24 protein-coding genes, 1 rRNA gene and 1 other annotated feature are annotated in these 25388 nt (G+C 34.9%); of the genes, 21 read left to right on the forward strand and 4 right to left on the reverse strand.

The genetic code is table 11. From position 1 onward, the window contains the following. Positions 1–50: 50 nt before the first annotated feature. The 7 genes from rrf to ileS all read left to right on the forward strand — a co-directional run bounded on the left by rrf (position 51) and on the right by ileS (position 7813). Positions 51–159 (forward strand): 5S ribosomal RNA (gene rrf / locus NQ499_RS04830). Positions 160–228: 69 nt separating this feature from the next. Next, the gene (locus tag NQ499_RS04835) at positions 229–2199 is read left to right on the forward strand and encodes a glycosyltransferase (protein ID WP_259848621.1); all 1971 of its coding nucleotides are present in this window, start codon (positions 229–231) and stop codon (positions 2197–2199) included. Continuing rightward, positions 2192–3133, forward strand: a complete 942-nt coding sequence (locus NQ499_RS04840) for a 3'-5' exoribonuclease YhaM family protein (RefSeq protein WP_006505097.1) — start codon at positions 2192–2194, stop codon at positions 3131–3133. Before NQ499_RS04835 ends, NQ499_RS04840 begins: the two co-directional genes overlap by 8 nt. A gap of 41 nt (positions 3134–3174) precedes the next feature. Next, positions 3175–3603, forward strand: a complete 429-nt coding sequence (locus NQ499_RS04845) for a cell division protein SepF (protein ID WP_006505098.1) — start codon at positions 3175–3177, stop codon at positions 3601–3603. Positions 3604–3637: 34 nt separating this feature from the next. Beyond that, entirely contained in the window at positions 3638–4384 is a 747-nt protein-coding gene (locus tag NQ499_RS04850) for a YlmH family RNA-binding protein (protein WP_006505099.1), read from the forward strand. 10 nt (positions 4385–4394) lie between these two features. Next, positions 4395–4859, forward strand: a complete 465-nt coding sequence (locus NQ499_RS04855) for a DivIVA domain-containing protein (RefSeq protein ID WP_006505100.1) — start codon at positions 4395–4397, stop codon at positions 4857–4859. After that, positions 4818–5018, forward strand: a binding site (T-box leader). Its footprint overlaps the gene before it by 42 nt. Before the next feature lie 35 nt (positions 5019–5053). After that, positions 5054–7813: an isoleucine--tRNA ligase gene (gene ileS / locus NQ499_RS04860; protein ID WP_040389717.1), complete on the forward strand. Its 2760-nt coding sequence runs from the start codon at positions 5054–5056 to the stop codon at positions 7811–7813. A 65-nt stretch (positions 7814–7878) separates the two neighbouring features. Here ileS and NQ499_RS04865 read toward each other — a convergent pair whose 3' ends face one another. Further along, positions 7879–8073 (reverse strand): hypothetical protein, encoded by a 195-nt coding sequence (locus NQ499_RS04865; protein WP_006505102.1) that lies wholly within the window; start codon positions 8071–8073, stop codon positions 7879–7881. A gap of 116 nt (positions 8074–8189) precedes the next feature. Between NQ499_RS04865 and NQ499_RS04870 the strand changes: the two genes are divergently transcribed. The 4 genes from NQ499_RS04870 to NQ499_RS04885 all read left to right on the forward strand — a co-directional run bounded on the left by NQ499_RS04870 (position 8190) and on the right by NQ499_RS04885 (position 11548). Further along, positions 8190–8843 (forward strand): HAD family hydrolase, encoded by a 654-nt coding sequence (locus NQ499_RS04870; protein ID WP_040389718.1) that lies wholly within the window; start codon positions 8190–8192, stop codon positions 8841–8843. Then, positions 8827–9261, forward strand: coding sequence for a DUF523 domain-containing protein (locus tag NQ499_RS04875; RefSeq protein ID WP_006505104.1), 435 nt, complete (start codon positions 8827–8829; stop codon positions 9259–9261). The genes NQ499_RS04870 and NQ499_RS04875 overlap by 17 nt, the downstream gene beginning before the upstream one ends. An 83-nt stretch (positions 9262–9344) precedes the next feature. Next, on the forward strand, positions 9345–10280 hold the full coding sequence (locus tag NQ499_RS04880; RefSeq protein WP_006505105.1) for a type I phosphomannose isomerase catalytic subunit: 936 nt from the start codon (positions 9345–9347) through the stop codon (positions 10278–10280). A gap of 89 nt (positions 10281–10369) precedes the next feature. Beyond that, positions 10370–11548 (forward strand): NAD(P)-dependent malic enzyme, encoded by a 1179-nt coding sequence (locus tag NQ499_RS04885; RefSeq protein ID WP_202898373.1) that lies wholly within the window; start codon positions 10370–10372, stop codon positions 11546–11548. A 56-nt stretch (positions 11549–11604) separates the two neighbouring features. Here NQ499_RS04885 and NQ499_RS04890 read toward each other — a convergent pair whose 3' ends face one another. Continuing rightward, a complete protein-coding gene (locus NQ499_RS04890; protein ID WP_006505107.1) occupies positions 11605–12345 on the reverse strand; it encodes a YebC/PmpR family DNA-binding transcriptional regulator in 741 nt (246 codons plus the stop codon). A gap of 117 nt (positions 12346–12462) precedes the next feature. On the opposite strand from NQ499_RS04890, the gene NQ499_RS04895 reads away from it, so the two are divergent. The 10 genes from NQ499_RS04895 to NQ499_RS04940 all read left to right on the forward strand — a co-directional run bounded on the left by NQ499_RS04895 (position 12463) and on the right by NQ499_RS04940 (position 22885). Next, positions 12463–13575 (forward strand): aminoacetone oxidase family FAD-binding enzyme, encoded by a 1113-nt coding sequence (locus NQ499_RS04895; protein ID WP_006505108.1) that lies wholly within the window; start codon positions 12463–12465, stop codon positions 13573–13575. 124 nt (positions 13576–13699) lie between these two features. Continuing rightward, the gene (locus tag NQ499_RS04900) at positions 13700–14842 is read left to right on the forward strand and encodes an ABC transporter substrate-binding protein (RefSeq protein WP_006505109.1); all 1143 of its coding nucleotides are present in this window, start codon (positions 13700–13702) and stop codon (positions 14840–14842) included. A 60-nt stretch (positions 14843–14902) separates the two neighbouring features. Beyond that, entirely contained in the window at positions 14903–15775 is an 873-nt protein-coding gene (locus tag NQ499_RS04905; RefSeq protein ID WP_006505110.1) for a branched-chain amino acid ABC transporter permease, read from the forward strand. A gap of 3 nt (positions 15776–15778) precedes the next feature. Further along, the gene (locus NQ499_RS04910; RefSeq protein ID WP_006505111.1) at positions 15779–16726 is read left to right on the forward strand and encodes a branched-chain amino acid ABC transporter permease; all 948 of its coding nucleotides are present in this window, start codon (positions 15779–15781) and stop codon (positions 16724–16726) included. After that, entirely contained in the window at positions 16723–17499 is a 777-nt protein-coding gene (locus tag NQ499_RS04915; RefSeq protein ID WP_006505112.1) for an ABC transporter ATP-binding protein, read from the forward strand. The genes NQ499_RS04910 and NQ499_RS04915 overlap by 4 nt, the downstream gene beginning before the upstream one ends. A 2-nt stretch (positions 17500–17501) precedes the next feature. After that, positions 17502–18209, forward strand: a complete 708-nt coding sequence (locus NQ499_RS04920; RefSeq protein ID WP_006505113.1) for an ABC transporter ATP-binding protein — start codon at positions 17502–17504, stop codon at positions 18207–18209. A 140-nt stretch (positions 18210–18349) separates the two neighbouring features. Beyond that, on the forward strand, positions 18350–18646 hold the full coding sequence (locus NQ499_RS04925) for a type II toxin-antitoxin system RelE/ParE family toxin (RefSeq protein WP_006505114.1): 297 nt from the start codon (positions 18350–18352) through the stop codon (positions 18644–18646). A gap of 13 nt (positions 18647–18659) precedes the next feature. Continuing rightward, complete coding sequence (locus NQ499_RS04930) at positions 18660–19715, forward strand: helix-turn-helix domain-containing protein (protein WP_006505115.1); 1056 nt, start codon at positions 18660–18662, stop codon at positions 19713–19715. A gap of 191 nt (positions 19716–19906) precedes the next feature. Next, positions 19907–21346, forward strand: coding sequence for a C40 family peptidase (locus tag NQ499_RS04935; protein ID WP_006505116.1), 1440 nt, complete (start codon positions 19907–19909; stop codon positions 21344–21346). A 69-nt stretch (positions 21347–21415) separates the two neighbouring features. Next, positions 21416–22885, forward strand: a complete 1470-nt coding sequence (locus tag NQ499_RS04940) for a bifunctional ADP-dependent NAD(P)H-hydrate dehydratase/NAD(P)H-hydrate epimerase (protein WP_006505117.1) — start codon at positions 21416–21418, stop codon at positions 22883–22885. Positions 22886–22917: 32 nt separating this feature from the next. On the opposite strand, the gene pgeF is transcribed toward NQ499_RS04940, so the two are convergent. Continuing rightward, positions 22918–23679 carry a peptidoglycan editing factor PgeF gene (pgeF, locus tag NQ499_RS04945; RefSeq protein ID WP_006505118.1) on the reverse strand — a complete coding sequence of 254 codons (762 nt, stop codon included), beginning with the start codon at positions 23677–23679 and terminating at the stop codon, positions 22918–22920. Continuing rightward, on the reverse strand, positions 23676–25316 hold the full coding sequence (locus NQ499_RS04950; protein WP_040389720.1) for an Rqc2 family fibronectin-binding protein: 1641 nt from the start codon (positions 25314–25316) through the stop codon (positions 23676–23678). The genes pgeF and NQ499_RS04950 overlap by 4 nt, the downstream gene beginning before the upstream one ends. Positions 25317–25388: the final 72 nt, after the last annotated feature.

Consider the following 25388-nt stretch of genomic DNA (forward strand, 5'->3'; position numbering starts at 1 on the left):
GTAGAGAATAGTAGAGATGACGTATCTGGTTTTGAGGGATCCCTCGAGGATCTGGCGGCGATAGCATGATGGACACACCCGTTCCCATCCCGAACACGGAAGTTAAGCATCATAACGGCGACGATAGTGTGAAGACGCGACAATAGCAAGCTGCCAGGTCCTTTTTTTTATGTTTTATTTTTCTATTATATTCAGTATAATGTAAGTGCAAGTCAAAGGAGATTCATCATGCGTATTGCGATATTTACAGACACTTATTATCCTGATATTAATGGCGTTGTTTCATCAATTGGTATACTCAGAAACGAATTAATGAAACATGGTCATCAAGTCTTGATTATAACTACAATCCCTCCTCTTGGTGTTCATATGGAAGATGATCCATTTATTATTAGGATGAATGGAATTTCTCTTAAAAGCATTTATGGATATCGTATGGCAGGCATTTATAATAATAAAATATTTCATCAGATTAAAGAATTTAATCCAGATATCATTCATACGCAGACTGAATATGGCGTAGGCTTATTTGGACGATTATGTGGTTATAAGCTTAATATTCCTACAGTATATACATTTCATACCAATCTTTATGACTACACTTACTATGTCACTAAAGGAATCGAGCCATTTGATTCAATTGCGAAAAAGATTGTCAAGAAACTGATGAAGATATATACAACCCATACAACGTCTCTTATTGTCCCTAGTGTTAAAACTGCTTCTATGATGAAATCTATTGGAATAAAGAAAGAAATTAATATTGTTCCTACAGGACTCGAATTAGAACGCTTTAAAATACATAATGACGAACATACTAAATTGATTAAAGAAGAATATCATCTTTCTAATCATTTTAATCTTATCTCTTTAGGAAGACTCGCAGAGGAAAAGTCATTAGATCTCATCATTGAGGCCATGCCTGATATTATCAAAAGAAATCCTGATATTCGCTTATTCATAATTGGCGATGGACCTGCAAAGAACAGCCTGATGCAGTTGACTCATGATTTAGAAATGGATAACTATATCCGTTTTGCAGGATGTCAAAGTGCTGATGTTATTCCAGACTTCTATTATTCAGGAGATCTCTTTGTCTCTGCTTCCTTAACAGAAACACAAGGTTTAACCTTTATAGAAGCGATGGCTTCCTCGTTACCTGTTTTAGCAAGATATGATTCGAATTTAGATCCTGTTATTGTAGAGGGTAAAAATGGTCATTTCTTTTATTCTAAAGAAGAATATATTGAAAAAGTAGTAGAACTATCACATAAGGATTTAACGTCTTATAAAGAGTATGCAGTCAAGCATGCTCAACAATTTGACTCTCATACTTTTTATGAAGGAGTGATGCAAGTGTATGATACATCTATAGATCATTTTGAAAATTGTTTCATTGTCTCTTCAATAACACCGAATGATAAGTTGGTCTCTATTGAATTAACTAGCGGTAAAAGAAAAGTCGCACTTGAATGTTCTTTAGAAGATGTTGAATCATTCCATCTTGTTAAAGGAGCACGTATCAATCATGATGTGATTGATATTCTTAAAGAAAAGCAGAATGTCAGACAACTTTATTTTAAAGCAATTAAGCTTCTTAGTTATCATGATTATTGTTTCCATGATTTAGTCAAAAGATTAGAAACATATGGTGACTTTAATGAGATAGAAATCATGAAATGTATGGCTTTATTAACTGATCGTCATTTGATCGATGATAGAAAATATGTGAAAAACTATATTGAAGCGACTTTGAAGAAGGGAAAAGGCTTTAAAAAAGCAATTCCTGATTTAAAGAATAAAGACATACCTGAACATCTCATTGAAGAAGAAATAGAGAAATTTGACGAAACTGAAGAAAAAGACTATGCTTTAAATATTGTGGATCAGCTTTATTCAAACAATAGTAAGCTGTCTCCACAGGGTTTGATTCAAAAAATAAAGAGAACCCTATTTAATAAAGGATTTAGTCAAAGTACGATTGAATCAGTTATGAGTACTTATGACTTTGAATTTTCTCATGAACGTACATTGTCTTTATTAAGACAGGAATTTGAAAAGACATATAAACGTTATCAAAATAAATATCATGGTCAGGAACTAAAGATGCGAATCAGCCGTTTTCTAAAACAGAAGGGGTATGATTATGAAGATATCTTGATTGTGATGGATGAAATATGGAGTGAATTGAATGATTAAAATTAATGAAATGCAGCCAGGAAAAGAAACTGTAGGATTTGAGGCTATTATTATTTCTGTGACTGTAGGTAAAACCAATGGCGCTAATAAATCGTCTTATTTAAATATAGTTTTGCAGGATGCGACAGGCACGATAGATGCGAAACTCTGGTCTGCAACAGATGAACAGATTCGTTTATTTGAAAGAGGACAGGTTGTAAGAGGTAAAGGAGATATCATCAACTATAAGGGCATGAGACAGATGAAAATCGTTAAGCTTGAGCCAATTGAAATGAATGATGAACAGAAGGCTTTATTCTTACCTCAACCACCTGTTGAAAAAGCAGTGATGCAGAAGGAATTAGATAAGTACATGAAGAAAATCCATAATATTCGTCTTTATGCGATTGTTCATGGTCTTATTGAGAAACACTATACAGCCTTTGTGAACTATCCCGCTGCAACTAAAAATCATCATGATTTTGCATCAGGTCTTCTTTACCATACTTTATGTATGTTGAAACTCGCAGATCAGCTTATTGAAGTATATAGCTATCTAGATGCTGATTTACTTTATGCAGGTGTTATTTTACATGATATCGGTAAAGTTAAGGAGTTCACCGGACCTATTGTCCCTGCCTATTCTATCGAAGGAAGTCTTGTAGGACATATTTCTATTGGTCATGCAATGGTTAAAGAAATGGCTGAAGAATTACATATTGAGGGAGAAGAAGTTTATCTACTAGAACATATGATTCTTTCTCATCATGGCAAACAGGAATTTGGTTCTCCAGTATTACCACAGATTCCTGAAGCAGAAGCATTAACACTTATTGATAATGTAGATGCACGTATGAATATGTTTGAAAAGGCACTTCATGATACAGAACCAGGATCATATTCTGCACGTATCTTTGGGTTAGAGAATAGAAATGTATACAAATCTCGTAATTGATGTGATATAATGAGAAAAACGACAGGAGGTTTGACATGTGTATGGATAAGGTAAAAGATTGGTTATTCGGTGAAGAAGAAGAAGGATATACAGAAGATTACAATACAGCACAAAACGGACAGGAACAAAAATCTAATATTTTTGAAAACAATAAGACTAAAAAGACAAGTGAGATGTTGAAGCCATTTGATGCCAACTCTAGTCTTGTATTATTCGAACCACGCGCTTATTCTGATTCTCAGGAGATTGGTGGTTATTTAAAGAAGAATAAGGCTGCTGTAGTTAACTTACATCGTTTACAGAAAGAACAGCAGAAGCGTGTAGTTGATTTCTTAACTGGTGTTATTTTTGCGATTGATGGTGATATTCAGGTAATTGGTCCTAAAATTTTCTTATGTACACCTAAGAATATCGGCGTAACTGGTTCAATCACTCTAGATGATGAACCACAAGCAGCTACGGAGGAATAAGTATTAGCATAGGCTAATACTTTTTTTATGAAAGATGTTAGAACATTTTAAGGGCGATGAAGAATTCGTTTCAAAAATATTAGATTACAAGGATCAGGCACTTTATTCACAGCGTATGATTCTTACACAATTTCTTGATCCTCATCAGCAGTCAATTGTAGAAAGTGTTATTGGACATGAACTTAAGGTAGAAGCGGATGGTGGATTTGATGGTGCGGAGAATAAGAGAGTATTAATTGCACCTGATTTCTATGAATTTGAACCTGAAGATTTTAAAGTAACTGTTTTTAGAGTAGATTATAATGACACATTTGGAAAACTAAAACATTCTGATGTATTAGGGGCCCTTATGCATTTAGGCATTAAGCGTCAATGTATTGGTGATATCAATGAAGAACCACTCTCTTTTGCCTGCATTAAAGAAAACAGTGATTATATTCGTATGAATTTAACACGTATTAAACGTTCCTCTATTCATCTTGTGGAAATGGAAGAACGTCTCTCTATTCATGCAGATACTTATACTAAAACAGTGATTGTTTCTTCTTTACGTCTAGATAAGATGGTCGCTGCATTATTTGGTATTTCTCGCAATAAAGCAGTTGACGCTATTCATGGGCAGTATGTCAAGCTTAACTACAAAGTTATTGAAGATATTTCAAAAATATGCGATAATAACGCTATAATATCTTTACGTCATCATGGCCGAGTAAAGATATTTATAACAGACAGAAGAACAAAGCAGGATAATTATGTAATAGAAGGCCAATATTATCGATGAGGGAACGATTATGGGATACATGTTCAATAAGCAGTTTCGTGGATATAATACGGAAGAAGTAGATGAAACTATTGCGAGTCTAGAAAAGAATATCCAGGACAGATCACTGCAGATTAGAAGACTTGAAGAAGAATTAGAAAAAATCAAAAAAGAGAATATTGCGATGGCAAATCGTCAGTCTATTGAACGAAAGACCAATGAGGAGATTTCCCGTCTTGCTTTAAAAGAAGCCAGTGAACTGATTACAAAGGCAAAGCATAATGCGAATATGATTCTGAAAGAATCAATGAATTATGTGAAAGGTTTAAGTGATGAAGTAGATGGTTTCAAGGATGAAGCAAAAGATTTCAGAGCTGAAATTGTAAAAATCAGCACAGAATTGTTAGAAACTATTGACAAATCAGAAATTTTTAGTTTAATTAATGAAGAAGAAAAAAAAGCGAAGAAAGAGAGCGCTGATCAAGAGAACTTATAGAGAAGCCGTGGGTGGTGGAAACGGTGAAGGTGTATTGGTCAGGAATCACTCTGGAGCTGCATCCTGAAATAAGTAGGGAATGCCGTTGATTGCGTTAAAATCTTAAGTGCATATCGAATGATATGAACAAAGGTGGTACCGCGTGCAAACGTCCTTTATGAAGGACGTTTTTTTATTTGTGAAAGGGGATATATATGAATTACAAAAGCACACTCTTAATGCCAAAAACTGATTTTGAGATGCGTGGTAAGCTTCCTACTAAGGAACCTGCTTACGTAGAAAGATGGCAGAACGCTAACATGTATGAAAAGGTTATCAAACAGAATGAAGGAAAAGAACATTTCATTTTCCATGATGGACCTCCATATGCAAATGGTAATATGCATGTTGGACATATGTTAAATAAGGTTATTAAAGACGTTATTTGTCGTTATAAGAATATGGAAGGTTTCTATACACCATATATTCCAGGCTGGGATACTCATGGTTTACCTATCGAAAATGCGATTCAGAAGCAGGGTGTAGATAGAAAATCTATGTCTACTGCAAAGTTCAGAGAAAAATGTTATGCCTATGCATTAAAGCAGGTAGAACGTCAGATGCAGCAGTGTATCCGTGTTGGAACATTTGCAGACTACAAACATCCATATTTAACATTACATAAGGAATTCGAAGCAAGACAGATTGATGTATTTGCGAAGATGGCTGTAGATGGATTAATCTATAAAGGATTAAAGCCAGTATACTGGTCACCTTCATCTGAATCAGCATTAGCTGAAGCAGAAGTAGAATACCATGATGTAAAATCACCTACTATCTATGTACGTTTTAAGGTAAAAGATGGTAAAGGCATCTTAGAAGGTGATGATAACTACTTCGTAATCTGGACTACTACTCCTTGGACAATCCCAGGAAACCAGGCAATCTGTTTAAACCCACGTTTCACTTATGCATTAGTTAAATCTGAAAAAGGCAATCTTGTTGTCTTAGAAGAATTAGTTGATTCATTATGGGAAACATTTGGATTAAAAGAAAAAGAAATCTTAAAGCGTTTCAAGGGTGAAGAATTAGAATACATCACATGTACTCATCCACTCTATCCAGAAAGAGAATCATTAGTCATCATGGGTGACCATGTTACAACTGATTCAGGTACTGGATGCGTTCATACAGCAAGTGGATTTGGTGTAGACGACTTTAACATCTGTCAGAAATATAAATTACCAGTTCTTGTAAACGTTGATGAACATGGCTGCATGATGGAATCATGTGGTGAATGGCTTGCAGGTCAGTATGTTGATGACGCAAACAAGACTGTTACAGTAAAACTAGAAGAATTAGGTGCTTTATTAAATCTTACTTGGATTACACATAGCTACCCTCATGACTGGCGTACTAAGAAGCCTATCATCTTCAGAGCAACTGACCAGTGGTTCTGTTCTATCGATAAGATCAGAGAAAAATTATTAAGTGAAATCGATAGCGTTAACTGGATCAATGAATGGGGTCATATCAGAATCTATAACATGATTAAAGACCGTGGAGACTGGTGTATCTCAAGACAGAGAACTTGGGGTGTTCCAATTCCAATCTTCTATTGTGAAGATGGTACTCCTGTTATTGATCAGAAAGTATTTGATCATGTATCTGCATTATTTAGAGAATTCGGTTCAAACGTATGGTTTGAAAGAGATGAAAAAGATCTTCTTCCAGAAGGTTATACAAACGAACATTCACCAAATGGTATCTTCAAGAAAGAAAAAGATATCATGGACGTATGGTTTGACTCAGGTTCATCACATACTGGTGTATTAGTAGAAAGAGGACTTGGTTATCCAGCTGATCTATACTTCGAAGGTAGTGACCAGTATCGTGGATGGTTCAACTCTTCATTAATCATTGGTACTGCAGTACATGGTAAAGCACCATATAAGACAGTTTTATCTCATGGTTTCACTCTTGATGGTAAGGGATTAAAGATGAGTAAGTCTGGTGGAAATGCTGTTGATCCAATCAAGACAATCAATAAATGGGGCGCTGATATCTTAAGATTATGGGCTACTACTGTAGACTTCCAGTCAGATGTACGTATCTCTGATGATATCTTAAAGAAAGTATCTGAAAGCTATCGTAAGGTAAGAAATACTATGCGTTTCTTACTTGGTAACTTAAATGATTTCAAAGATACTGATGTATTACCAGTTAATCAGTTAGAACCAGTCGATCAGTATATGTTAGCTAAGTTAAATGACTTGATGGATGCATATCATAAGTCTATGGATTCTTATAACTTCTCAGAAGCAAATAAGGAAATCTTAAACTATTTCACTAATACACTAAGTGCATTCTATATGGACTTCACAAAGGATATCCTTTATATCGAAAAGGCTGATTCTACAAGAAGAAGACAGGTACAGACAGTTCTTTATCATCATGCAAAGACAATGATGAAGTTAATCTCACCAATCTTAGTCTTCACTGCAGAAGAATTACATGATCACTTCCATTGTGATGCAAAACAGGAAGAATCTGTATTCCTAGAAGCTAAGCCTGAAAAGTTCGAAATTGAAAATGAGGATGCATTAAAAGCACAGTTCGACTTATTCATGAACTTACGTACTGATGTAATGAAGTCATTAGAAAACTTAAGAGCTGAAAAAGTAATCAACTCTAACATGGAAGGTAAACTTACTATCACTCTTAAGGATGAATATAAGTCTTTAGCTGCATTAGAAGATTCTATGAAGCAGTTATTCATCGTCACAAAGGTTACTTTAGATGACAATGCGGAAGGTAAAGATGAATATGAAACTTGTTTCATCAAGGCTGAAAAATTCCATGGTGTTCAGTGTCCAAGATGCTGGAACTGGTTCGAAGAAGGCGAATTAGTAGATGGATTATGTCCAAGATGTCATGAAGTTGTAGAAACTTTACCAGCTACAGAAGAAGAATAAAAAACAAGGATATGGGAGGCGTTCCCATATCCTTTTATCATGCAATAAAAAAGTCGAAGACTAGACTAATAACCACGTTTATATTCTTCAAAGCGGTCTAAAGAGTAGCCAATTAATCTTAATACGAAGATTAAAACAAAGCCTACCGCAAATAGAATATATAAATGTGCAAAGAAGCCAATCACACAGCATAACGCAAATACGATATAGCCAATAGTTGTTAAGAAATCCATATATTTATGTTCTTTTAATCCGTTCATAATTTCACCTCATTTAAATTTATTATATCATTGTGTGTAAGCGAAAACAATTAGATAATTAGGCTTAAACTCATAGGATGAGAATGTTATAATGGGAATAAATTATGGAGGCAGTTATGATAAAAGGTTGTATATTTGATTTAGATGGAACATTAGTTGATTCTTTAAAGGATCTTGCAGTAAGTACAAATCATGCTTTGGAAGCATGTGGGTTAGCACCACATCCTCTTGAAAACTATAAACAGTATGTAGGTAATGGTGTTTTAAAACTAGTAGAACGTGCACTTGGAGAAGATCATCAGGATTTGTTTGATCAATGTTTACAAGAATTCATGGACTACTATAAGGATCATTGTTTTGATTATACAGCGCCATATGCTGGTATTAAGGAATTAGTAGAAGATTTACATAAAGAAGGTATTAAGCTTGCTTGTGTTACTAATAAACCACATACAGTGGCTGAAGTGATTGTACCTAAGCTATTTGGTGATCGTTTTATTACTACATATGGAGGATGTGCAGATTATCCTAAAAAGCCTGATATCACTTCTTTAAATCTCGCATTAAATGATATTGGTTTAACTAAGGATGAATGTGTCTTTATTGGTGATTCTAATGTTGATATAGAAACAGGAATTAACGCTTCTATGAAGACAATTGGATGTGACTGGGGATTTAGAGGAGAGGCAGAGTTAAAAGCTGCAGGAGCTACTAAAATCGCTTATAAGGCACATGATATCAAGGAGTATGTAGATGATTGGAATAAGTAAATGCTTATGTGGCTATGATTGTACTTATCGAGGCGATTCTAATAGAATAGAAGCATTAGAACTTATTGATAAGAAAGGTGAAGCAGTACTTATTTGTCCTGAAGTATTGGGAGGACTTTCTATTCCTAGAGATCCTGCTGAAATTGTTTCAGAAGATCCACTACGAGTTCAGACAGTTAATGGTAAAAACGTTACAAAGGAATATGTAGAAGGAGCACAGAAAGCACTTGAAATACTAAAAGCACATGACATTGAATATGTCATCTTAAAGAGTCGTTCTCCTAGCTGCGGACTCAATCATATTTATGATGGTACATTCTCTCACAATGTTATTGATGCAGATGGTATATTTGTTCGTTTGCTTAAAAAAGAGGGATATAAGATTTATACAGAAGAGAACTATCCAGGTAAGCTGTAAAATACATACAAAGTAAGCGCTAGACTAGAAAAATAGGAATGAATATATTAGAATATGAGTATATGAAATAGGAGGAATATATAATGGGACATATTTTAAAGGTCCAGCCAGTTTTAAAAGAAAAAATCTGGGGTGGAACTAAGTTAAGAGATGTTTATGGCTATGATATCCCTAGTGATCATACAGGAGAAGCATGGGTTATCTCAGGTCATAAGAGCGGCGATTGCCCAATCGTTGAAGGTGAATATAAAGGAAAAACAGTATCATGGATGTTTGAAAATCATCGTGAATTATTTGGTAATGTAGAAGGTGATCAGTTCCCATTACTTGTCAAGATCATTGATGCTAAACAGGATTTATCTGTACAGGTACATCCAGATAATGAATATGCAAAGATTCATGAAAATTCTTTAGGTAAGACTGAATCATGGTATGTATTACAGGCGGATGAAGGTACAGATATGGTTATGGGTCATTATGCTAAAACTAAAGAAGAATTCATTAAGGATATTGAAGAAGATAAGTATGATGAATTATTGAATCGTTTTAAAATCCATAAGGGTGATTTCTTCTATATCCCAGCAGGCACATTACATGCAATCTGTGGTGGTTCATTAATCTATGAAGCACAGCAGTCTTCAGATATCACTTATCGTGTATATGATTATCATCGTAAGGGTGATGATGGTAAAGAAAGAGAATTACATGTACAGCAGTCAATCGACTGTACAAAGGTACCAGCTGACTTAGATCAGAATAAATTATTTGTAAATACTAAATTAGACCATGGTTCTAAGACTAGATATTTAAAATGTGAATACCTAACTGTTGATCATTACTTAATTGAAGGAAGCACAGAAATTAAAAATGATGATCCATTCCAGTTAGTATCAGTCATTGATGGTGAAGGTACTGTCAATGATATGCCTATTAAAAAGGGTGATCAGTTTATTATCTGTTCGGATGTTGATCTAGTACATTATGAAGGTGGACTAGAATTAATGGTGACAACACTATAATTCATTTAAGAGCACGTAAGTGCTCTTTTATTGACTTCTACTGAAATGCTTCGTATAATTTTGGTATAAAAATGATAAGGAGGAAAATTATGGATATATATGAAAAAGCATTAGCACTTCATAAAGAACATCATGGTAAGATGGAAATCAATGTGAAGGTACCTATGGACACAATGGAAGATTTATCTATGGCTTATACACCTGGTGTTGCACAGCCATGTCGTGAAATCCACAATAATCCAGAAACTGTTTATGATTATACATGGAAGGGTAATAGTGTGGCAGTAGTCAGTGATGGAACTGCAGTACTAGGACTTGGTGATATTGGACCAGCTGCTGGACTTCCAGTAATGGAAGGTAAATCTATCCTTTTTAAGAAATATGCGAATATTGATGCTGTTCCTCTTTGTATTGATACAAAGGATCCTCAAGAAATCATTAAGTTCTGTAAACAGATTGCCCCTACTTTTGGTGGTATCAACCTAGAAGATATCAGTGCACCACGTTGTGTAGAAATTGAAAGAACACTAAAGAAGGAATTAGATATTCCTGTATTCCATGATGATCAGCATGGTACAGCTATTGTCGTTACTGCTGCTTTAGTCAATGCCTTAAAGGTTGTTGGTAAGAAGCCAGAAGACGTGACTGTTGTAGTCAGTGGTACAGGTGCTGCAGGAAGCTCTATTATCCATATGATTCATGATTTAGGTGTTAAGGAAATCTATGGCTTTAATATCAATGGTATTGTGATCAAAGAAGATTATGACAAGTATGACTTCTTAACTCAGGAATTAACAGAAATCACAAACAAATCGAATAAACGTATGACTATGGCTGAAGCAGTGAAAGAAGCAGATATCTTTATCGGTGTTTCAGCTCCAGGACTTCTTACTAAAGAAATGGTACAGTCAATGAAGGAAAAGCCAATTGTATTCGCAATGGCTAATCCAGAACCTGAAATCAAATATCATGATGCAGTAGATGCAGGTGCTGCAGTCGTAGGAACTGGACGTTCAGACTTCCCTAACCAGATCAATAATGTATTAGCCTTCCCAGGCTTATTTAGAGGCGCTTTAGATGTTCATGCGACTAAGATTACTGAAGGTATGAAATTAGCCGCTGCAAAGGGCTTAGCAAGTCTTGTCAGCGATGAAGAATTAAATAAGGACTACATCATCCCTCGTGCAACTGATGCGCGTGTAGCAGTGACTGTTGCAAAAGCAGTAAGTGACCAAGCTATTAAAGAAGATGTAATTGCTCATAAATAACACAGATACGGTTCATAAGAACCGTATTTTTTTTCGAAAAAAAAGAATAGCTCTCGCTATTCTTCTTCACCATCATCATAGTTAGAAACATTGTGATAAACCTGGTCAACATCATCACAGTCATTAAGAAGATTCATTAGTCTTTCAAATAAAACCATATCTTCACCTTCAAGTTCAACAGTTTCCTGTGGTTTAGTCTGGATTTCATCAACATCAAATTCAACATCAGGAAGCTTATTTTCAATAGCTGTTTTGATGGCGTTATAATCAGTTGGTTCACCAGTAATCTTTAAGCTGCCATCTTCTAAAGTAACGATATCTTTAGGATCAACTTCGCCTTCGATTAATGCATCAATTGCAGTTTCTTCATCCATTCCTTTGAACTGAACAACAGATTCTACATCATATAAATAAGATACTGAACCTTCAGCACCAAGCTTAGCTTTTGATTTAGTGAATGCAGGACGTACCTGTGAAATAGTACGGTTGATGTTATCTGTTAAACATTTAACAATAACAGTTGATCCTGAAGGACCAAAACCTTCAAACTGTACACTTTCATAATCTTCTACAGCACCGTTCTTAACTTTATCAATCGCACGCTTGATAACATCTCCAGGAACCTGATCTTTCTTTGCTTTTTCAATTAATCTTCTAAGGCTTAGATTACCGTCCGGTTCAGGGCCGCCTGCCTTCGCTGCTAAATAGATTTCTTTACCATAGTAAGAATAAAGTTTAGTTTTCTTAGCAGCAGTCTTTGCCATTGCGGCTTTACGTACTTCATGAGCTCTACCCATAATCTAATTCCTCCTTGTAAATTTCCTTACACATTATAAACACAAAGACTAATTATTTCAATAAAGAATTGGAAAATACACTGGAAATGCATTACTATTGTATCGAGGTGCAAAAAAATGAAAAAGAAAATGATTATTATTGGGGGAGGTATATCAGGTATATATCTTTCTATTTTATTAAAAAAATATCTTGATATCGATGTTGTTGTACTAGAAGCGAATGACAAACCATTAAAGAAGCTTCTTGCGACAGGAAATGGTCGCTGTAATCTTTCTAACAAGAATCTAGACAAGGCACATTATGATGGAGAAATCAAACCATGGGTGAGCGATATTATTCATCACTTTGATATTGTAGAAGCATTAAAGGATATTGGTCTCTATACAAAATATATGGGTAATCTCTTATATCCTTATAGTGAATCAGCCAAAGCTGTTCAGACATTATTCTTAAATAGAGCAGAAGAATATGGTGTAGAAATTATCTGTGAGGAAGAAGTTTTATCTATTAAAAAGAATAAGCACGGTTATTTAATACATGCTGTCAATAAGGATTATCAGGCAGATTATGTCACTATCTCTTGTGGAACACCTGCTGGTAAGTTATCTGGCACGAAAGATAGAAGAACGCTTTTTAACTCTCTAGAAGTGGATTATCGTCCTATGAGACCTACTATTACTCAGTTGATGACTGAACCTGTTTATAAGAAATTAAAGGGTGTCAGAATGAAAGGGGAATTTACTTTAAAAGGACATAAAGAAAAAGGTGAACTTCTTTTTACTGATTATGGCATCAGTGGAATTGCAGTAATGGTCTTAAGCCGTTATGCGTGTCCTGGAGATAAAGTTATATGTGATTTCTATCCTGAATTTACAGATCAAGAACTACATTCAATTATTCGTACATTAAAAACAATGAATGGCCCTTATGATGGGCTGGTTCATCCTAAATTAGTGCCAATAGTAGAAAATCAGAAGAACCCGGTTTCTTTCCTTAAACATCTAGAATTCACTGTCAAAGCTTTAAGAGGGGAAGAATTTGCCCAGGCAGATTGTGGGGGATTAATGATTTCTAATTTTAATAAATCATTTGAATTCATTAACTATCCTCATCTTTATGCGACAGGTGAAATATTAGATATCACTGGGGATTGTGGTGGTTATAACATTCATTTTGCATTAGCAAGTGCTTATTCTGTTTTTGAAGAAGTTTCAAAAACGATACAATAAATTAGGAAAAAGGCAAATATAATCAAAAATATTTGTTTTGGTATAAAAAAGGTGAAGATATTATATTGACAAACCAAAATGAGATTGTATAATAAAGGGCATATACAAATTGGAGGGATAATGTATGAAATTCAAAACAATCGTGACAGCTGGTGCAGTCGCAGCAATGTTAGTAGGTTGTAGTAATGGGAATTCTGCTACAACAGATATCAAAGCACCTAAATTTGGTTTTATCGGCCCACTAAGTGGTGAAGCTTCTCAGTATGGTAGTGCTGTAAAGAATGCTATGAAGATGGCTATTAGTGATTATAACAAAAAGCATGGCACAAAGATTACAGGCGTTTACTATGATGATAAGGCTGATCCAACTACTGCCGTTAATGACTATAACAAGTTATATAATGATGATAAGGTCACTGCAGTTCTTTCACCGGTAACAACTGGTTCTGCACTTTCAGTAGCAAGTGCTGCAAGCAAGAACAACACACCAATTCTTTCACCATCTGCTTCAGGTGATAAATTCACTATGAATGGTAAAACAGCTTATAAGAACGTATTCAGAATCTGTACAAACGATTCTTATGCGGGTACTTACTTAGCTAAGCAGTCTAAAACTAAATATAGCTTTAAGAATGTAGCTGTTCTTTACAACAAGGAATCTGATTATTCTACAGGTGTTGCAGCTGCTTATAAAGCTGAAGCAAAGAAGCAGGGCGTTAATGTTTCATTCTATGAAGCATACAATGCAAATACTAAAGATTTCTCAACATTCATTTCTAAGATCAAACAGGCTGATCCTGATGCTGTTTTCTTACCAGATTACTATGAATCAGTTGTATCTATTACTAAACAGTTAAGAGACTCTGGCGTTAAGGCTCCAATATTTGGTGCTGATGGCTGGGATGGTGTTCTTGGTGTTAAGGGTGTTAACACTGCAGACTTTGAAAACTGCTTCTTCACAAGTGGTTACAACAAAGATGCAACTAGCGGTCCTACATATGAATTCGTAAAAGCTTATGAAAAAGCATATGGAACAACTCCAAGTATGTTCGCTGGTATGGCTTATGATACAGTTACTGTTATGATGAAAGCTATCAACAAAGCTAAATCAACTGATCCTGAAAAGGTAAACGCTGCATTAGAAAAGGTCAAAGTATCTGATGATGAAGCAGTTTGTGGTGGATTCACTTATGATAAGAACCACAACCCTGTTAAGGAATTAAATATTGTAACTGTTAAAAATGGTCAGTATGTAACTGCAAAATAACGATGAATAAAGGAGAGTTCATCTCTCCTTATTTTTTATTTTTAGAGGGGAGAAGTAATTATGATTAACTTTATCAACCAGATCATCAACGGACTCTCGACTGGGAGTATGTATGCTTTAGTTGCAATTGGTTATACAATGGTTTATGGTATTGCGAAAATGATCAACTTTGCCCATGGTGATATCATCATGGCAGGGGCTTATTTCGCATTAATCGCGATGGGCTTTGTAGGACCTATTCCAGCTATCTTGTTTTCTATAGTTGCGACTGCAGCTTTAGGTGTTATAACAGAAAAAGTAGCTTATAAACCTTTAAGAGGTAAAGGTTCACTTGAAGTATTGATCACTGCCATTGGTGTCAGCTACTTATTAGAAAATGTATTCTTATTAATCTTTGGTAGTGCGGCTCGTACATTCCCACAGATCATGCCAAAAGGTACAATCAATCTCGGTGGTATTTCTATTAAATATATCACTGTTATTACTCTAGTAGTAACAGCTGTTTGTACTGCTGTTTTATTGTTCTTTATTAATAAGACAAAGCTAGGAAAAGCAATGCGTGCTGTATCAGAAGACCAGGGTGCAGCCCAGTTAATGGGTATAAACGTAAATACAACAGTATCTCTTACATTTGCGATTGGTTCAGGTCTTGGTGCTATTGCAGGTGTTATTTATGGATGTGCTTATTCATTAATCACTCCATATATTGGTTTGATGTTAGGTATTAAAGCATTTATTGCAGCCGTACTTGGTGGAATTGGTAGTGTACCAGGAGCCATGGTTGGTGGTTTAATGCTTGGTGTTGCTGAATCACTTACAATTGCCTATATTTCTTCAGATTTTTCTGATGCAGTTGTATTTGCTATTCTTATTATTGTCTTATTAGTTAAGCCAGCCGGCTTATTTGGTAAGAATGTAAGAGAGAAGGTGTAGTCTATGAAAAAACTATTAAAAAACGAACTATTCAGATCATTCATTCTTTCAATTGTGATCTTTGCAGTATTGATGATAGGAACAGCTACATCTGTTATTAACTCATATTGGCAGGGTGTATTAATTCTTTGTGGTATTAATATTATCCTTGCTGTATCACTTAACTTAGCCGCTGGTTATTTAGGACAGCTTACTTTAGGACATGCTGGGTTCATGTCAGTAGGTGCTTATACGTCCGCTTTAATTAGTATTTATTTAAATCTTCCATTTATCGTATCACTACTTATTGGTGCGATTGCTGCTGGTATTATTGGGTTAATTATCGGTATTCCAGTATTAAGATTAAAAGGTGACTATCTTTGTATTATCACTCTTGCTTTCAATGAAATCATCCGTGTTATTATGAACAACCTTGACATCACTAATGGCGCAAAAGGTTTAATTGGTATTCCTATGAATACAAATCTTGTTTATGTCTTTATCGCAATGATTATCACAATCTTTGTAGTATATTCAATTGTGAAATCTAGACATGGACGTGCCATTATCTCAATTCGTGAAGATGAAACAGCATCAGAACTATCAGGTATTGATGTTGGTTATTATAAAGTATTTGCCTTTGCAGTGAGTGCTATTTTTGCTGGACTTGCAGGAGGCTTATATGCTCACTATTATACAGTTATCCTTCCTAAAGGATTTGACTTCAACAAATCAGTTGAAATTCTAGTCATGGTTGTACTTGGTGGTATGGGTAACTTAAAGGGCTCTATTATTGCAGCTATTGTTCTTACTATAATTCCAGAATTATTAATCTCATTCTCACAGTACAGAATGTTGTTATACGCAATTGTATTAATTGCCGCTATGATTTTAAAGGGAACAGGTAAAGGCGAACAGATCATGGAACGTCTTCCATTCTTTAAAAAGAAAGATGAGGTGAAGCCAGAATGAGTACACCATTATTAAAAGCAGAAGGTCTTGGCATTCAGTTTGGTGGATTGAAGGCCGTAGATGAATTTAACTTTGAAATCGATAAGAACCAGTTATTTGGTTTAATTGGTCCAAATGGTGCAGGTAAAACAACTGTCTTCAACCTGTTAACAGGTGTTTATCAGCCTACAAGTGGTCGTATCCTTTTTGAAGGACAGCCAATTAAAAAAGCAAACACTATTAAGATTACTAAAGCAGGTATTGCAAGAACTTTCCAGAATATCCGTTTATTCAAGGAAATGAGCGTTATTGATAACGTAAAGGTAGGATTACATTACTCTCACCCATATACAGTATTTGATGCATTATTCCATACACCTAAATACAAGAAGGCTGAAGCAGCTATGCAGGAAGAGGCTTTATCTTTATTACGTGTGTTCCATCTAGAAGAATTTGCAGAATCTAAGGCAAAGAACTTACCTTATGGTAAACAGAGAAAGCTTGAAATTGCGAGAGCACTTGCGACTGCTCCTAAACTATTGCTTCTTGATGAACCTGCTGCAGGAATGAACCCTACAGAAACAGCTGAATTAATGGAAACTATTAAAATCGTAAGAGAAAAGTTCTCAGTCGCAATTCTTCTTATTGAACATGATATGAAGCTTGTTATGGGAATCTGTGAAAAGATTGCTGTATTAAACTTTGGTACAGTACTTGCTTTTGGTACACCTGAAGAAATTAGAAACAACCCTGATGTTGTAGCTGCCTACTTAGGCAATGAAGAGGAGGGCTAAAGATGTTATTAGAAGTTAAGGATCTTGAAGTACACTACGGTGTCATTAATGCGATTAAGAAGATTTCATTTAATGTTGAACAAGGTGAAATCGTTGCACTTATCGGTGCCAATGGTGCGGGTAAGACAAGTACAATGCATGCTATTTCTGGCTTATTAAATGGCAAGAGTGGTGAAATCATCTTTAATGGTGAAAACATCATGAAGACGCCTGCTCATAAGATTGTTTCTAAAGGTCTTGCACAGGTTCCTGAAGGACGTCGTATCTTTGCCCAGCTGAGTGTAGAAGATAACCTAGGAATGGGTGCCTATCTTCGTAATGATGCAGATGGTATCAAGAATGATATTGAACATATTTATACATTATTCCCACGTTTAAGAGAAAGAAAAAAACAGTTGGCTGGTACTTTATCTGGTGGTGAGCAGCAGATGCTTGCTATGGGCCGTGCTTTGATGTCTAAACCGAAACTATTATTATTAGATGAACCATCAATGGGTCTTTCTCCAATCCTTGTTAATGAAATCTTTGATATCATTAAAGAAGTCAATGAAAAAGAAAATATGACTATTCTACTTGTAGAACAGAATGCGAATAAAGCACTCTCTATTGCAGATCATGCTTATGTACTTGAAACAGGTAATATTACTGTATCAGGTAAAGCTGAAGATGTTGCAAATAATCCACGTGTTAGAGAAGCATATCTTGGATAATAAGTTCTCCCTTAGGGAGGACTTTTTTTGTTTTATTTTATGTAATTTACCTTACAGGTTAATTTTAAATATTGCATTATGGCGCTTTATAGGTTATAATGTATTTACCTCAAAGGTAAATCAAAGAGAGGAGTGTTTGCTTGAAGATCACATATAAAAATAAAAAGATTGAGAAGGTTTGCACAATTGCAGACGAAGCAGAGAGAAGATATGGGCCAAGAATGGCAGAGAAGATTCATCAACGCATAGATGAAATTGATGCATCTGATACGGTTGAAGAGATGGTACAATCCCGTATTGGAAGATGTCATCCTTTAAAAGGTGATCGAAAGGGTCAATATGCAATGGAATTAACACAACCCTATCGTTTGATTTTTACAAAAAGAGGTAATGAAATTCAAATTGTAAATGTAATCGAAATAGTAGATTATCATTAATTAGGAGGAAAAAATGATGGTGAAGAGTCGCACATTTATTGCAACACCGCCAGGCGCAACTATTAAAGAACAGCTGCTAGACAAAGGTATGAGTCAAAAAGAATTTGCGACACGAATGGATTTATCACAAAAACATGTGAGTAAACTAATCAATGGTGAAGTTCAGTTGACTCCGGATGTTGCGGTACGTTTAGAAATGGTATTAGGTATTCCAGCTAAGTTTTGGAATAAATTAGAAGCTACTTATCGCGAAAAGTTAATTAAGGCAAATGCGGAAAATGAAATGGATGCGGATATAGAAATTGCCAGAAAGATGCCATATAATGAAATGGTTAAATATGGATGGGTACCAGTTGCAAAAAAGATTGAAGAAAAAGTGGTAAATTTAAGAAAGTTTTTTGGAGTAGTAAGTTTAGTATTACTTAAAGATATGCGTTTATCTAGGATTGCTTGTCGTAGACTTGCTGATACAGAAAAAAGTAACTATGCTTTGATGGCTTGGGCACAACAGGCAAGAATATTAGCACGTGATATTAAAGTATCATCAATAGATTTAAAAACACTAGAGCACAAATTATCTGAAATAAGAAGTATGACTACTCTAGATCCAGATGTTTTTTGTACACAGCTAGAAAATCTGCTTGCAGGATGTGGTATTGCTCTTATTTTTCTTCCTCATATTGGAGGTTCGTTCTTACATGGTGCAACTTTTGTTGATGGAAATAAAATAGTTATAGATCTCACTGTTAGAGGTAAGGATGCAGATAGATTTTGGTTTAGCTTGTTTCATGAATTGGGTCATATTTTACTTGGTCATATTAATAATATTGATGGTACCACTGAAGAGGATGAAAACTCAGCAGACCAGTTTGCGCAGGAGATATTAATTCCTACGGCTGATTTGGGTGAGTTTGTATCTCAAAATGATTTTTCTCGATCATCTATCTGTGATTTTGCGGAAAAAGAAAATATTCAAAGTGGTATTGTAGTAGGCCGTCTACAAAAAGAACATTTCATAAATTATAATCAGTATAATGATTTGAAAATTAAATATGAGATAACATCTTGAGTTCTCCTTTTTGGGAGGACTTTTTTTATATATACACCACTATTTTTAAAATATTAAAAATTTCTTAATTAAAAATGAAGTGATATATACAACATAAAATACAAATACTTAAGAAAATCTTAAGAAATTGGTGGACAGATATAAGTCATGGTGTTATAATCGCATTTGTTGAAAAGCAAAGGAGAATAACTATGACTCAAAATGCCCCCACAACTTTTAATGCAATTGTAGAGAGAATCAGAACTCAGAAAACAATGCTGCTGCCAGCAGTTGCAATCTCTGCTTTTGCCCTCGTAGGTTATGCTGCGGCTGACCGTCAGGCACCTGTTATTCATTCAAATAAGATTGTTGTTCCTTATGGTACAAAGCTTAATGCATCTGATTTTGAAATTACAGATAACCGTGATAATTTAGATATCATGGATGTTTCTATTCAATCAGAATCATATGAATCAAAACAGTTAGGTACTTATTCAGTGACAGTTTCTGTTACTGATACATTCAAGAATACAACTAATAAAGAAGTCGAAGTACAGGTTATTGATAATGAAGCACCTGTTATTGCATCACGCGTTGACGGCGGTTATATCATAGATGTAGAAGCCAATGGTTCAAATAACTTATTTGACTATGTGAAAGCGACAGATAATGTAGATGGTGACGTCAGTGATTTCATCGCTTTTGATGGCAGCATTGATACAGCTGTTATTGGGGAACAGAAGGTTGTTGCTCATGTAGAAGATAATGCAGGCAACAAAGCTGAAAAAACACTTTCATTTAATGTAAAGGACTCTATTGCACCAGTGCTTACTCAAAAGACACAGTCATTTGATGTGAACTATGGTGAACCTTTCAATCCTGGTGATTATTTTGATGTATCAGATAATTTTGATCCATCTCCAGTATTAACTGTTAAAGGTGATATTGATACTAAGAAATTAAATAGCGAACAGAAAGCAACTATTATCGCAACTGATAATAGTGGCAATGAAACAAAACAGACATGTACTTTTAATGTTAAGGATATCAAAGGTCCTGAAATCAAGTTGAATACAAATAAAGTTTCGATTACTGAAGGAACATCTGTGAACTGGCGTTCACTCATTGTTTCAGCTATTGATAATTTAGATGGTGATTTAACTAAATATGTTGGAATCAGTGGTAATGTAGATGTAAATAATGAAGGATGCTATACAGCAACTTATACTGCAACTGATAAGACTGGTAACACAACAGTTGTTAATATTCCTGTAGAAGTAAAATCTAGAAATGGAGCTCTAATTCAGACTGCATTAGGTAAGATTGGATGCCGTTATAGAATGGGTGCTGTAGGACCTAATGTCTTTGACTGTTCAAGCTTTACTCGATGGGTATATAGACAAAATGGACGTTCTTTAAGTGGTACAGCTGCTGTGCAGTATAATACAACTCAAAGAGTAGATAGAAATGCATTAAAGCCTGGTGATCTTGTATTCTTTAAGAATACATATAAGAAAGGTATCTCTCACGTAGGTATTTATCTAGGTGGAGGCAGATTCGTACATGCTGCTAATGAAAAGAAGGGTGTTATTACTTCTTCGCTAAGTGAATCTTATTATGCTGCTCATTATGCAGGCGGAGGAAGAGTTTGATCTTTAAGGAAATCGGTTTCGATTTCCTCTTTTTTTATGATAAAATAAAAAGCGAAGGGAGTGTTTATTATGTATATAGGAACACAGGATTTACTCAAGCAGTATGATGCTTATTTATTAGAACATGGTTATCAAATAGAAGAGCTTGTTAATCTTGCAAGTGATGCGCTATTGAGCCATTTCACAAAATATAATCAGTTGGCTATTTTAATAGGACCAGGTAATAATGGGGCAGATGGCTATTCTTTAGGATTAAAACTAGAGAAATTAGGAAAACAAGTCAACTATTATTACAGTGGGGATATAGGCAAGGTATCACAGGCTAATCGCTATTATCGTGATCAATGTGAAGAGAATCATTTAATCTATGTAGATGAAGATAATATTAATACAATTAACTGGAATGACTATGATTGTATCGTCGATGGATTATTTGGATTTGGATTAAATAGCGCCCCTAGAGGCATGTACAAGATTATGATTGAGTCTATTAATAATACTTATAAAGGTATTGTTGGGGCTATTGACATCCCTACAGGACTTGACTGTAATACAGGAAAAGCTTATGAAGCAGCATTAAAGGCAGATTTTACAGTTACTTTAACGGCTTTAAAACAAGGCTTCTTAGATCCACGTTCACTCGAATATACAGGTGAAGTGATTTTAGAAACATTGGCTGTGAATGATTGTTTCAAGGAAGCAGGCTTATTTGAATATGTAGGAGAAGAATATGCGAAAGCACATTTAAGAAAGAGAGTCTATAACGGTTATAAGAATATCTATGGGGTCGATGGTTTAATTGTAGGAAGTAACCAATATACAGGTGCACCATTACTTGCGACTAAAGCAGCTTATTATACTGGTGCAGGTATTGTGAAGACAATTACTTCAGAAAAAGTGACAGCACTATTACCTCTTTATATTCCTGAAGCCATTCCAGTTACAAGACCACAGATTTTCCATTATGATGATTTTGATGGTTATGATGCATTATTAGTCGGTTGTGGTTTAGGGCTTGAAGAGGGTGCTTTTAGAGCCGTTATTGATATTATGACAGCTTCTATCTGCCCACTTGTCCTTGATGCCGATGCACTTACAATTCTATCTAGAAATATGCATTTATTAGAAAAACAGGATCGTAGTGTTATTCTTACGCCTCATATTGGTGAATTCAAACGTTTATGCCATGTAGAAGATTATCCCGATTTGATGATGGCAGCACAGAGCTTTGCCTCAAAGTATCATTGTATTCTTGTCTTAAAAGGACCTCATACGATTGTGACTGATGGTAAGACATCTTATCGTATTGCGTCTGGTAATAAAGCCATGGCGGTAGGTGGTATGGGTGATACACTCGCTGGAATCATTACATCACTTCTAGGACAGGGTTATGAAGCATTAGAAGCGGCAGTACTTGGTGTTTATATTCACGGACGTGCTGGAGATGAAGTCGCAAAACAGGCTTATACAGTTATCCCTGAAAAACTCATTGAAGAAATACCACATACAATGGCTGTACTTGCTGGTGAAATAGAATAAGAAAAAGCTGGAAAGCAAAAATTGCTCTCCAGCTATTTTTTTAGTCTGATAATAGAAATATTACGATCTTTAGTATGTGTTTTACGATAACTAAAGAATAAATCATCATTCTCCATTGTACAATAAGGACTGACTTCGATATGTTCTTCTAAAACACCACAGTTAAGTAACTGCTGTTTAATAAGTCCTTTAGAATTAAGAAGATAATGTGTTTCATCTTTTTTAGTATAGAAAGAAGATGTATCAAAACTCATACTTTTAACACGGTCAATAATATCATCCATCGCTTCAAAGTTTCGTGCCTCAATAGAAGGTCCTACATAAGCATAAATATGATTTGGGTCACATCCCTCATCTTCTATTAAATGACGTGTTACCTTGCCTACAATCTCAGTAACCGTACCTTTCCATCCTGAATGAATTGCAGCCACTAGATGCTGGTTCTCACAATATAAAAGAACAGGACAGCAATCTGCATGAAAGGTAAAAAGAGTGAGATCTGTATCTCTTGTATATAATGCATCAAAACCTAAATAGGCATCCTTCTGGCTATATATCCCTTTACCGCCATCATTTTTATTTACACTTAAATAATGTGTTGTATGACGCTGTAAAGGTGCAACCATATGATCAAGCTCAGTATGAAGCATTTGTGCGAGTTCTTTACGGTTTTCTAGCACCTGCTTGTCATCCAAGCCGTTATAGCTCATGTTGAACAGCCTTCCATCAATATGAGCTGGTACTGTATAGCCTTCTACCATATCATTATTAAATTTCCAAGGTATTAATTTCATCGAGCATCCTCCACTTTCTCTAATTCATCATAGAAAGAATCGTCAGGATCAATATAAATTGTCTTATAATGTCCTAAAAGAACTAAACCTGGCTTATTTGTATGAGGTTTTTTCAAGTTCTTCACTAAACAATAATTCACCGGAACACTTGAACTATATTTTCCCTTAGAGAAATATGCCGCAATATTTGCTGCAAGTCTCATAGTATACTCATCAAGATTTTCTGCATGCACAATAATATGAGAACCAGGCATATCTTTTACGTGGAACCACATATCATTACGTGATGCCATCTTGAATGTCAGATAATCATTCTGCAAGTTATTCTTACCAACATAAATAATAATACCATCACGAGTACGATAGACATCATAATGAGGATGTGTTTTCTTTTTTAACTTCTTCACATTCTTCTTACGAATATAGCCCATATTTTCAAGCTCTTCCTTGATTTCCATGGCATCATAATAATCCGCATTATCCATCAAGGTATTCAAAGTATCAAAATAATTGATTTCTTCTTTCGTCTTTTCAATCTGTTCCTCTAGAACCTTTAAGGAATTCTTTGCTTTCTGATACTTATTATAATAATGGTTGGCGTTTGTTTTTCCATCAAAACGCTCATCAAGTTCAATAGTCATCTTTGTTCCATCATAATAATTATCCACAGTCACTTCCTTCATTCCTTTTTGAATAAGATGTAAAGAAGCATATAAGAGATCACCTTTGATACGATATTCATCACTATTATGAGAATCGAATAATGTCTTTTCTAGCTTATCAAGCTTATTCACGTTTTTTGTATATTCTTTCTGAATAAAATGAAGAATATCAGAAGTCTGCTGTTTAATACGATCCTTCTGATCAATAAACTGATAATACGCATCTAATCCATCAAAAAGAGAATAGTGATCAATTCTTTTTCCAAAACAAGTCAAAGGAATCACATGATACTTCTCTTTATCACCTCGTGTGATATAGAGTTCTTTACTATTTTGTATTTCATTCATAATAGTTTTGAAATCAGTCCCCTGTTCCATTCTCACAGCCACTTCTTCAGCTAAATCCTTAGAGAATCCTTCAAACTCTTTTACAAGCTGAGTTGTCTCAGGGGTATTCTCAAATGGATTCTTCTTATCGAGAAGTGGAGGGTAGGTATAAGTAATCCCTGGCTGCATAATACGTATACTATCGCTCGGAGAAACACGCTTTAAACATTCAAGAATCTTATCTTCTTTATTAGTAAGAATAAAGTTAGAATGTTTACCCATGATTTCTATATAGAGATGATATTCTACAAGATCTTTAAATTCATTTCTTCCTCTTAAAGTTATCTTTAATATACGATCAAGTCCCACCTGTTCAATACGCTCAATAAAAGACCCTTCAATATGTTTTCTTAGAAACATAGTCAAAGCATTAGGAAAATCAGGTGTAGGATAATTCAATTGTGTTAACTGAACACGGGCATACATTGGATGAATAGAAACAAGGAGTTTCTTATTTTCATTCTGCGCACGTACAGTCATTAATAATTCGTATTTCGATATCTGATATAATTTTGAAATACGTCCTGTCACGATTGTTTCATTTAATAATTCTGTAACACGTGACAATACAATTCCATCAAATGCCATATTCATCACCCGACTTAGTATAACACATTTAAAAGTGTTTGACATCACTGTTTTATTCATGTAGGATATCTT

The organism is Catenibacterium mitsuokai (assembly GCF_025148785.1).
Lineage (GTDB): Bacteria > Bacillota_I > Bacilli_A > Erysipelotrichales > Coprobacillaceae > Catenibacterium > Catenibacterium mitsuoka.